The organism is Streptomyces himastatinicus ATCC 53653 (assembly GCF_000158915.1).
In the GTDB taxonomy this organism is placed as follows: Bacteria; Actinomycetota; Actinomycetes; order Streptomycetales; family Streptomycetaceae; genus Streptomyces; species Streptomyces himastatinicus.
The window spans coordinates 6345694-6356700 of sequence record NZ_GG657754.1; the positions used below are offsets into that span (position 1 = coordinate 6345694).

The 11007-nt window shown below is 72.8% G+C and carries 6 protein-coding genes and 1 pseudogene; 3 read left to right on the forward strand and 4 right to left on the reverse strand.

Features of this window, described 5'->3' with window-relative positions:
* A partial coding sequence (locus tag SSOG_RS26995) for a serine/threonine-protein kinase (RefSeq protein ID WP_009717434.1) occupies positions 1 to 1131 on the reverse strand: 1131 nt, incomplete at its 3' end.
* 191 nt (positions 1132 to 1322) lie between these two features.
* On the opposite strand from SSOG_RS26995, the gene SSOG_RS27000 reads away from it, so the two are divergent.
* Together SSOG_RS27000 and SSOG_RS27005 are read left to right on the forward strand one after the other, a co-directional pair.
* Positions 1323 to 3647: a bifunctional glycosyltransferase/CDP-glycerol:glycerophosphate glycerophosphotransferase gene (locus tag SSOG_RS27000; RefSeq protein ID WP_009717435.1), complete on the forward strand. Its 2325-nt coding sequence runs from the start codon at positions 1323 to 1325 to the stop codon at positions 3645 to 3647.
* Positions 3648 to 3678: 31 nt separating this feature from the next.
* Complete coding sequence (locus SSOG_RS27005; RefSeq protein ID WP_050799982.1) at positions 3679 to 5673, forward strand: glycosyltransferase family 2 protein; 1995 nt, start codon at positions 3679 to 3681, stop codon at positions 5671 to 5673.
* A gap of 16 nt (positions 5674 to 5689) precedes the next feature.
* Here the strand turns inward: SSOG_RS27005 and SSOG_RS46925 are convergent, their stop codons facing one another.
* From SSOG_RS46925 to SSOG_RS27015, 3 genes are all read right to left on the reverse strand, one after another.
* A complete protein-coding gene (locus SSOG_RS46925; RefSeq protein ID WP_009717437.1) occupies positions 5690 to 7711 on the reverse strand; it encodes a glycosyltransferase in 2022 nt (673 codons plus the stop codon).
* A 25-nt stretch (positions 7712 to 7736) separates the two neighbouring features.
* Complete coding sequence (locus tag SSOG_RS52565) at positions 7737 to 7889, reverse strand: hypothetical protein (protein WP_154685986.1); 153 nt, start codon at positions 7887 to 7889, stop codon at positions 7737 to 7739.
* 133 nt (positions 7890 to 8022) lie between these two features.
* Positions 8023 to 10137 carry a hypothetical protein gene (locus SSOG_RS27015; RefSeq protein WP_009717438.1) on the reverse strand — a complete coding sequence of 705 codons (2115 nt, stop codon included), beginning with the start codon at positions 10135 to 10137 and terminating at the stop codon, positions 8023 to 8025.
* 142 nt (positions 10138 to 10279) lie between these two features.
* Between SSOG_RS27015 and SSOG_RS53955 the strand changes: the two are divergent.
* Positions 10280 to 11007: pseudogene (locus SSOG_RS53955) on the forward strand (hypothetical protein); the annotation flags it as partial.

The following is an 11007-nucleotide window of genomic DNA, read 5'->3' on the forward strand; positions in this document are numbered from 1 at the left end:
CCGGCCCTTGCCGCGGCCACTGTCGCCCGGCGCCGGCGGGGCCGGGTACGCGGCGGCCTGTGTCGGGGCGGACGCGACGGGGTGGTGCGGGGGCGGCGCGGGCGCCTGCGTGGGGGCGTAAGCGGGTGCGTACGTGGGTGCGTACGTCGGCGTCTGCGTGGGCGTCTGCGTCGGGGTGTGGGCGGGCATCGGCGGCTGCGCGGGCTCCGGGGGCTGCTGAGCCACCCGCTCCCGCCGCGCGATCTCCTCCGTGATCGGCGCGGGCAGCCAGCCGGAGAAGTCGCGCAGCTCACGGCCCGCGGCCCGGCGGCACAGCTCGGCCAGCTCGGCGGGCGTGGGCCGCTGCTCCGGGTCCGCCGCGAGGCACCGCTCCAGCAGCGGCCGCAGCTCGTCCGGATAGCCGCTCAGGTCCGGCGGCTGCTGAGCGGTGTTGGCGATCTGCGCGGCGATGGAGATCCCCGCGCCGTCCCCGTACGGGTGGCGGCCGGTGGCCACCACCGCGGCGATCAGGCCGAGCGCGAAGATGTCGGTGGCCGCGGTGACCGGCTTGCCGAAGGCGTGCTCCGGCGACATGTACTGCGGCGTGCCGATGAATCCGCCGCTGCGGGTGAGCTGGGTGGCGTCGGCCGCGCGGGCGATGCCGAAGTCGATCACGAACGGGCCGTTCGAACTCAGCAGGATGTTGCTGGGCTTGAGGTCACGGTGGATGACGGACGCGGCGTGCACCGCGTGCAGCGCCTGCGCCGTGCAGCCGATGAGCTGGAACGCCGCGGGCATCGGCAGCGGGCCGTAACGTCCGAGCGCGTCGTCGAGCGCGAGCCCGGGGACGTAGGCGGAGGCGAGCCAGGGCAGTTCACCGCTGGTGTCATGATCGACCACCGGCACGATGTGGTAGCCCTGCACCCGGCGGGCGGCGGTGACTTCCTGTTCGAAGCGGCGGCGGAAGTCATCGTTCTGCGCGAACTCACGCCGGATGACCTTGAGCGCGACCGGCTGGTTTCCCCGCGTACGGGACAGATACACCGAGCCCATTCCGCCCTCGCCGACTCTGGCGAGCAGCCGATAGCCGGCGACCTCCCGTGGATCGTCCGGCCTCAGTGGGCTCAGCACGGCGTGATCGGCATTCGTCATTGTTTCCCCCGGACATCGCGTGACTCGAAGATCGTACAGATGCCGTGTTCATGACTTCGCAGCGATTCCCGGTTTCACCCGCTTGGCCGCCCCTCCATGGGCTTGTCGGGCATATCGGGACGTACGACCCTACGGTGGTGAGTCAGTGAGCGCTTCGCGCCTCGACCCGCCGTCGCGTCCCGAGGAGCCGCATGCCCCGCTTCAGCATCGTCATCGCCGCCTACCGAGTGCAGGGCTTCCTCCAGGCCTGCCTGGACTCCGTGCTCACGCAGTCGTTCCGCGACCTGGAGGTGGTGGCCGTCGACGACCGCTCGCCGGACCACTGCGGCGACATCATCGACGCCTGCGCGGCCCGCGACAGCCGGGTGGTGCCCGTGCACCAGCCCGTCAACTCCGGCCCCGGCCAGGCCCGTAACACCGGGGTCGAACACGCCACCGGCGACTATCTGCTGTTCCTCGACGGGGACGACACCCTCGCGCCCGGCACCCTGGAGGGCCTCGCCGAACGGCTCGACCTCAACGAGGACCCGGACATCCTCTACTTCAACCACGTACGCACCTACTGGTCCGGGCGCAGCGCACCCAGCGTCTTCGGGGAGCTGCTGAACTCCGCGGGCACCGATGTGTTCTCCGTCCTGGAGCGCCCCGAATTCCTGCGCATCTTCGCGATGTCGTCCAACCGGGTCTACCGCCGCGCCTTCTACACCGGCCACGGTTTCGCGTTCAGCGAGGGAATCTACGAGGACGCGCTGCTGTCGTATCTGACGATGCTGACGGCGCGGCGCATCGCCTGCGTGGATCTGGTCGGGCTGGAATACCGTCAGCGCCGGGTCGGGGCCAGTACGGGAAGCCCCGGCGAGAAACACTTCGTCATATTCGACCAGTACGCCCGGCTCTTCGCCTTCCTCGACGAGCATCCGCATCTGAATCCGGTGCGGTGTCTGCTCTTCGAACGGGCCGTCTCCCATTTCCTGTTCTGCCTGGACCGCCGTTCCCGGGTGGCGACGGCCGACCGGCCGCGCTTCTTCCGCCGGGCTTCCGCCTGGTACCGCACCCACCTCCCGGACGGTTTCACGCCGCCCGCCGGGGCCGAGTGGCGCTTCGCGGCGCTGGCCCGCGGCTCGTTCGCCCGCTACCGGGAGCACGAGATGGCGACGCGGGCCGTGTCGGGCGCCCGCAAGGCCAAGCGGATCGCCCGCGCGGCGCTGGCCGTACGGGGCAAACGGGCGCTGTACCGGGCCCACCGGCAGCGCCCGGTCGACCCCAATCTGGCCGTCTACAGCGCGTACTGGGGCCGCGGAGTGCTGTGCAACCCGGCGGCGATCTACTACAAGGCCCGTGAACTGGCGCCGCATATCCGCGGAGTGTGGGTGGTCAAGAAGTCGGAGATCGAGTCACTTCCGGAGGACGTCGACTACGTCGTCACCGGAACCCGGGACTTCTACCGGACGGTGGCACGCGCCGCCTATCTCATCAACAACGTCAATTTCCCCAACGACGTCGTCAAGCGGCCCGGCACGGTGCACCTCCAGACCTTCCACGGCACACCGCTCAAATGCATGGGCCTGGACCAGCAGCACTATCCCGCCGCCGCGGCGGGAATGAGCTTCGGCAATCTCCTCAACCGCATCGACCGCTGGGACGTCGCCCTGTCCTCCAATCCCCATTCCAGCGAGGTGTGGGAACGGGTCTACCCCGCCTCCTACCGGCTGCTGGAATGCGGATATCCGCGCAACGATGTGCTGGTCTCGGCCTCCGCGGACGATGTGCGGCGCGCCCGCGCCGGGGTCGGCGTCCCGGAGGGCCACACCGCCGTCCTCTACACCCCCACGATCCGCGACTACCAGAAGGGGTTCGTCCCCCGGCTGGATCTGGAGCGGGTCAGCCGCGCCCTGGGCCCGGGCACCACGCTCCTGGTGCGGGCGCACTACTCGTACCGGCCGTCTGCGGCGCTGCGCGAACTGGACGAGGCGGGGCTGGTGCGGGACGTGTCGCGCCATCCGTCGGTCGAGGAGCTGTGCCTGGCCGCCGACGCGCTGATCACCGACTATTCGTCGATCATGTTCGACTACGCCGTGCTCGACCGGCCCATCGTGATCTACGCGGACGACTGGGACATCTACCGGGCCGCACGCGGCGTCTACTTCGACCTGCTGTCGGGCCGCCCCGGCGAGACCCCGGGCGCGGTGGCCCGCACCCTGGACGAACTGATCGCCGTGTTCCGCGAGGGGCGGTGGTGCGACGCCGAGGCGGCCGCGCTGCGCGCCGCGTTCCGGGCCCGCTTCTGCCCGTACGACGACGGGCACGCGGCGGAGCGCGTCGTACGGACCCTCATGCTGGGCGAGGACCTCACCGCGCAGCCCCTGCCGCCCGTCGCACAGCGGCGGCCGGAGAGCCGTACGGTGCCGTCGCGGCACCTCGCCCCCGGGCACGGCGGCGGGCTGCCCCCGCACGCCGTGGAGCCCAGCCGGGCCTTCCCCGACCGCTCCTCTGACCGTGCCCCCGACCGCGACTGATCCCGTCGGCCGTCGATCCCGGAGAGCCGCCATGTCTGCGTCCGCAGTGTGCCCGCCGCGCGTCAGCGTGATCATTCCCGCCTACAACGCCATGCCGGAGCTGACCCGCTCCGTCACCTCAGCGATGGACCAGACCCTCGGGCTGGACCGGATCGAGATCATCGCGGTGGACGACGGCTCGACCGACGGCACCGGCGAGGAGCTGGAGCGGCTCGCCCGCGCCTGCCCCGCGCTGCACGTCGTCCACCAGGGGAACTCCGGCTGCGCGGGCAGCCCCCGCAACACCGGACTGGACCGCGCGCGGGGCGACTTCGTGTTCTTCCTCGACTCCGACGACTACCTGGGGCCGGACGCGCTGCGCCGCATGGTCGCCATGGCCGACGACAACGGCACCGACATCGTGCTCGGCAGGATCGCCTCGGTGGGCGGACGCGCCGTGCCCCGGGCCGTCTTCTCGCACAACCAGCCGCGCACCGACATCTTCTCCTCCCACGCCTATCTGACCCTGGGCCCCTGGAAGCTCTTCCGGCGCTCCCTCATCGAGCGGCTGCGGCTGCGCTTCCCGCCCTACCGCAACTGTGAGGACAAGCCGTTCACCGCGGCCGCCTACCTCAATGCCTCCGGTATCTCCGTCGTCGCCGACTACGACTGCTACTACGTTCGCTATCGCGAGGACCGCAGCAACCTCACCCTCACCGCGTCCGACCTCGCCCACCGCATGGACGGCATCCGGCTGTGCTTCGAGACCGTGGCCCGCCACCTCGAACCGGGCCCCCGCCGGGACCAGATCATGCGCCGCCACGTGGAGTGGGAACTGTGCGGGCCGCTGCGGGGGCTGCTGCCCCGCGAGAGCGAGAAAGACGCGCGCGAGCGCTTCTTCCCCGAGTTCCGGGACTTGGCGCGGACCTGGGTGACCGACACCATCTTCCAGCGGATCGACGCCCCGGACCGGCTGCTGGTCCATCTGCTGCGCACCGACCGCTTCGAGGACGTCCTGACCGTCGCGCGCAACGCCAAGGAGGACGCGGGCCGTGGCCATCTGGTCGACAAGGGCCGCGTCTTCTGGCTCCACCCCTTCTTCCGCGACCACACCGCCGACGTCCCCGACGTCTGTTTCGACATCACGGACCGGCTGCCGGTCCGCCATCGCCTCGATACGGCGTGCTGGCACGGCGGAGTGCTGCGGCTGACCGGCCACGCCGCCATCGAGGGCATCGACGCGATCGATGCGGACACCGACGTCATCCTGCGCGCGTACGAGTCCGACCGGCCCGAGGTCCGGGTGCCCACCACCCCGCACACCTCCGGTTTCACCGCCGACATCGACCCGGCGACCGCCGACGGCGGCGCACCGCTGGACCGCGGCCTGTGGAACATCTACCTCGACGTCCGCGCCCAGGGCGTCAGCCGGATCGTGCGGCTCGGCGGCAACCGCGAGGACGGCGCGGAGCACGGTCCGCCGCGGCGCGCCGTCACGATGCCGCGGGGCGAACCCGTGGTGGTGGTCCCGTACATCACCCCGTACGGCAATCTCTCGCTCGACGTCGGCGAGGTCGCCCACGCCCCCTCCCGCGAGGCCCCTTGCCGGGTGACCCGGACCGCCTGGCACGGCGCCCGGAAGGGCGTCCTGATCGTCGTCGGGCGGCTGACCGGCGAGGCCGCCGCCCGGTGCCGCGACGGCGGGACGCTACGGCTGCGCGCCGAGAGCGGGACGGGCACGGTGCGCGAGGTCGCGGCGCGGTTCGAACCGGGCGGCGGCGCCGGCGCCTTCACCGCCCGGCTGCCCGTCGGACGGCTGACAGCGGGCCGCTGGACCCTGACGCTGGTCCTGGAGGGCCGCACCGTCGTGGTGCCCTGCCTGGGGCGGCTGGCCGGGATCCGCTGGTTCCGCTTCGGCCGTCCGTACTACGCCAAACCGCTCACCCGGCGAGCGGCCCCGGCCCTCGCCCTGGAGGTGGCGCCCATCAAGGTCGCCGCGGGGCTGCGGCGCCGGTTGCGACGGGCCAGGGCCCGCTTCCGAGGGTGAGGGCCGGTCAGGGCGGTCAGATGCGGCCGCCGAGGCGGTTGCGGACGGCGGCGAGCAGGCGTACGGGGGCGATGCGCAGCTCCAGGGTCGTCTCACCGCGATCGGTGAGCGGCTTGGCGTAGTCCGGACGGCCCCGGCGCACCCAGCGGGTGCCGGGCAGCCGCGCGGGCGGCGGTACGGGCGCGGCGCGCGGCGGTCCTTCGCCGTGGCCGACGAGGGCGAGCGTCACCGTCCAGCGGCCGCGGGCCAGGTCGCGCACCGGCAGCCGGGCGGTGAACGCGCCCGCCGGGTGGCCCGCCGCGTACCGCACGGGGTGGTCCAGGACGCGGCCGTCGGTGTGCTCGGCCCGCAACCGCAGCACCCGGTTGCGGGGCGGTGTGCCCGGCGGCAGCAGCCGCCCGGCGACGACCAGCGTGCCCTTGTCGGACGGATGCCACAGCGCCTCGGTCACCTCGCAGGGCGCGCCGCGCGGGGCCGGGCCGATGTCGAGGGAGAGGTTGCCGTACGGGGTGGTGAAGTACGGCGTGACGCGGGCGCGCTGGCCGGGGCCCGCGGCGACCACGCGGCGCGCGGTGCCGATGTCGAGCCCCTCGTCGTGGCGGTTGCCGAACCGTATGGTGCGGCTGACGCCCTGGGCGCGTACGTCGAGGAACACATCCCAGACGCCGGGGCGCAGCGGGGCGCCGTCGTCGGCGGTGGCGATGTCGATGTCCGCCGCGAAGTCCCGGTTCACCGTCCCGCCGCCTGCTGCCTCCTCGTCCAACGCCGTGACCGGTACGCACAGTTCGTCCTTGGCGTCGCGGTGGCGCAGCACCAGTTCGGTGCGGTCCTCGGGACCGGCGTCCAGGCCCTTGACCTCGGCCCGGCCCCGGACCCGCAGGGTGGAACCGCCGCACCAGGCCGCGCCGGTGAGGTGGTGGCGGACCGGCAGCCGGTCGGTGACGTCGAAGCAGTCGTCGGGGACGTCGGCCGCCGGGTCGCGGAAGAAGGGGTGCAGCCAGTACACGCGCCCCTTCTCGACCAGACGGCCGCGGCCCGCGTCCTCCTTGGCGGCACGGATGACCGTCAGCAGATCGTCGAAGCGGCCGGTGCGCAGCAGGTGGACCATCAGCCGTTCGGGCGCGGTGAGGGTGCGGAAGAGCGTGTCCGAGCAGTGGTCGGTCGCCCAGCGGCGCAGCTCGGGGAGGAACCGTGTCCGCGCCTCGGTCTCGTCCTCGCGCGGCAGGGCGCGCAGCGCGCCGCACAGGTCCCGGCGGATGTGGCGCCGCATCACATGGTCGCGGCGCGGGCCGGGTTGGGTGTAGCGGGCGGCGGTCTGGAACAGCAGCCGGATGGCGTCGATGCGGTCGGTGAGGCCGGTGCGGGCAGGGTTCCGCGCGGTCGTCCCACGGCGGGTGAGGTGGTAGCAGTCGTAGTCGGCGACGACGGAGATGGCGGAGGCGTTGAGGTAGGCGGCCGCGGTGAAGGGCTGGTCCTCGTCGGTGCGGCAGTCCTCGGGGAACCGCAGGTGGAACCGTTCGATGAGGGAGCGGCGGAACAGTTTCCAGGGGCCGAGGGTGGAGTAGGCGTGCGAGCCGAGGACATCGGTGCGCAGCTGGTTGTGGCGGAACACCGCCCGGGGGACGCCGCGTCCGGTGGGGGAGGCCATCTTGCCGAGGACGACGTCGGTGCCGTTCTGGTCGGCCATGGCGACCATGCGGCGCAGCGCGTCGGGGCCCAGGTGGCCGTCGGCGTCGAGGAAGAACACGTACTCGCCGCGGGCGAGGTCCAGTCCGGTGTTGCGGGGCCTGCCCGGGCCGCCGCCGGGCTCCTGGCGGACGACCTTGAGCGCGGGGCAGTCGGCGGCCAGCCGGTCCAGCTCCGCGGCGGTGCCGTCCGTCGACCCGGCGTCGATCGCGATGATCTCCAGCCGGGCGATGCCTATCGTCTGCTCCATGGCGGAGGTGAGGGCGCGGGTCAGGGCGGGCATGGCGTTGTGGGCGGGGACGATCACGCTGACGCGGGGGCGCGGGCCGGGGCGGGGGGTACGCGGCAACATGCGGACTCCGGTGGGTGAGATGGGCTCAGGCGGCGTCGCCGGGGGGCGCGGACGGACGGGTGCGGTGGGGACCGCCGTGGCCGACGCGGGTGCGGTCGGCAGCCCGTATGTCCGCGGCCCATCTGCCGTCGGTGGGCGCCTGGATGAGGCTGACGGCTATGACGTGCTGCGTTCCCATGATCGCTCCTGACTCCTGGGTGGCTGCTCATGGTCGGGGCCGGGGGTGAGGGCCGGGTGTGGGTCGTACGGCCGGCGGGTGACGGACCAGCGTCCGGGGTGCCCCGGTACGACGTACGGCACGCCCGACCCGTTCACTTCGCGGGTGGCGGCGCGGAAGGAGCGCACCGGCACGGTGCGGTCGCCGGATGCTCATCGGGTGCTCCCTCAGGTCCCTCAGGTCCCTCAGGTCCCTCAGTTCCCTCAGCTCCTTCGCGGATCGTCTGGAGTTCGCGCAGCCGGATGAGCGCCTCGCCCTTCGCGGCGAGCGCGTCGACCGCCTCGTCGAAGCGCTGGACGGACGGCGGGGCGGCGGGGCCGAGCAGATACGCCCTCAGCTCGTGGCGGGCGGCGCGCAACGTGTCCCGTTCGGGGTCGTGCAGCAGCCTGAGTACGTCATCCACTCCAGTGGCCTCCGGGCCGAGCAGATAGGCGGCGCGGGCCACGGTGTGCCGCCGCCGGAACTCCACCGCGCCGAGCCCCGCCGCATCGGTGAGGGCGTACGGCTTGAGGGTGGCGATGAAGTCCGCCACCACGCCGGAGAGGTCACCGATCAGCAGCTCCGCCTGGTCGAAACAGGAGTGGAGCGACGGAGTGTCCGCCTCCACCACCTGGTGCAGCCAGGGCGGCGAGGCCGCCCAGTGCGCCCGGTGCCACTGCTCGCCCAGCTCCCCGGCCTCGGCCACCGCCGCCGGATCGGGTGCGGCGCTGTCGCGGGTGAGCATGGCCTCGTCGGCGTAGGCCGGGCGCAGCCGTGCGTGCAGCGCGGCGATACGTCGCGTCAGCTCGGCCCGGCAGCGGGCGGCCTCGGCGCGCAGCGCCCCGGCCTCCTCGGGCTCGTCCGTCCCCTGCCCGGCCCGCCGCTCGTTCGCCGCGCCGATCAGGGCGACGACGCGCCGGTGCGCGGCGGACCGGCGGTCGGTGGCGGGGTGCGGCCGGTAGAGGACCCGGACCGGCGGCTCGCTCTCCAGCAGCTGCCGTACGAGGGTTACGCCTTCCGTGGCGGGGCCCGGCGCGTACAGCACGGTGGGGAGGGGTACGGCGTCGTCCTCCTGAACCTCCTGCACCTCTTGGACCCGGAGGCCGTCCAGCTGGGGCCGCCCCACCTCCACGATGTCCGCGTCCTCGACCCCGACCGCCGCCTCCGCATACCGCTGCCGCCCGGCCCGGCCCGCGACCCACACCTGGTCGTAGACCTTGCTGTACGGATCGACTCCGGCGGCCGGGTCGCCGTCGCCATGACCGTCGCCATGGTCCAGGAACACGTGCTGCATGGTGGGGACGCGCAGCAGATGGATGTTCTCGCCGACGTTCGCCGGATAGAGCGCGACCCGCACACTGCCGAGATCCAGCCTCCGCAGATGCGTCCCGTCCGGCACGCACAGCACCGGCAGCGCGGTCGGCGCCAGCGCCTCCAGCAGATGGCGCTCCCGCACGATCACCAGCGCCGGGGCGCGCAGCGCCGCCACCGTCTCCAGCCACATGCCGACCTGGTGCGCGGACGCCCGTGGCCCCGAGAAGTACAGCACCGTCTCCGGCCGGTGCAGGGCCAGCCAGGCGTTCACCTCGCCCAGTACCCGCGTCGGTCCCGGCAGCCGGAGCGCCCCGACGAGGTACGGCAGCAGCGCCAGCACCGTCACCGCGCACCCCCCGGCCGCCACGGTCAGCCCCGCCACCATCCAGCGGGCGTCCCCGGTGACCAGCGTCGCCCCCAGCCCGCCCAGCGCCGCCACCTCGTACGCCAGCATCCGCAGCCCCGGCCACTCGGTCAGCCGCCGCGGCGGCCGGTCGCTGATGCCCAGCCGGCGCAGATCGATATGGCGCGCCGCGACCGCGAGCCGCCGCCGACGGCCTATCAGCGTGCATATCGCGGCATGCAGCGCCTGACCGCCCAGCAGACACAGCACCAGCGCCATCGCCGACGCCAGCCCGACCGGGCCGGTCACATGCATCCGCCCGAGCAGCAGAAGCAGCAGCACACACCGCAACTCGAAACGCAGCGTCTCCCCGACATGCAGCCGCCCCAGACGCCCCATCAACCCCGGCGCCATGCGCTGCATCACCAGATCGCCCCCGACCCCCACCACCCCCGCCCCCACGAACACCCCACCCACCCCGGTGACGGCGGTCCCCGCCATCACCCCCATCCCCCCGGCCATCACGGCGAACGCCGCGAGACCGCGGGAACTCCGGACACCGAGGCGATTCATGGCGCGTTGCCCTTCGCGGCGGATACGTCGTACGCACTGAACCCTAGGCGACTCGCCGGGTATATGCCCTTTTGTTACCTCCGAAGGAGTGCGCACGCCCCCGGCCCGGGCTGATGCCGGCCCCATGGCAGGCTCTGTGCGCATGACGCGCACGACGCCCGAGCGGCCGGTCGATATCGAGGCGATGTTTCCGGAACTCGCCGAATACCGCAGGACGACGACCCGGCTGCACCCCAGGCCGGGCTCTCCGGGGCGGCATGAGAGTTCGGTGGCGGGACCGTTCCTCTGGCCCGCCGACGAGCCGTGGCCGATGTGCGAGGCCGTCCACGAGAAGGGGCACGGGGTGCGGGACGACGAACCGATCCCCCTGCTTGCCGCGGCCCAGCTGTTCACCCGGGACGTCCCGGACCTGACCGGCCCCGAGGGGTGCGATCTGCTCCAGGTCTTCTGGTGTCCGTTCGAGGTGCACGGACCGGAGCGGGCGATGGACGTGGTGCTGAAGTGGCGGCGGTCGCAGGACGTGGGGGACGCCCTCACGGACAACCCGGAGCCGGTCGTCGTAGGACGGGCGGAATGCGTCCCGAATACGTGCGTACTCGACCCTGAGCAGGTGGTCGAGTACGAGTGGCCCGAACTGTTGAGCGAGGATGTGCAGGAGCGGATCGACGCCTGGGAGGAGGAACTCATGGACGCGGCCGCGGAAGAGGACGCGTACGAACTCACCTATACGCACGACCTGTCCATCGCGCCGGGCTGGAAGGTCGGCGGCTTCGCCACCTGGGGGCTCACCGGCCCGGCCCGGATCGACTGCGCCTGCGGCGCGCCCATGCGTCCTCTGCTGACCGTCAGCGATCGGGAATGGGACCTGGG

Bases quoted from the DNA above. Each gene is read 5' to 3' on its own strand.
- SSOG_RS27000 (WP_009717435.1), top strand. From the start codon at position 1,323: ATGCCCCGCTTCAGCATCGTCATCGCCGCCTACCGAGTGCAGGGCTTC.
- SSOG_RS27005 (WP_050799982.1), top strand. From the start codon at position 3,679: ATGTCTGCGTCCGCAGTGTGCCCGCCGCGCGTCAGCGTGATCATTCCC.
- SSOG_RS46925 (WP_009717437.1), bottom strand. From the start codon at position 7,711: ATGTTGCCGCGTACCCCCCGCCCCGGCCCGCGCCCCCGCGTCAGCGTG.
- SSOG_RS52565 (WP_154685986.1), bottom strand. From the start codon at position 7,889: ATGGGAACGCAGCACGTCATAGCCGTCAGCCTCATCCAGGCGCCCACC.
- SSOG_RS27015 (WP_009717438.1), bottom strand. From the start codon at position 10,137: ATGAATCGCCTCGGTGTCCGGAGTTCCCGCGGTCTCGCGGCGTTCGCC.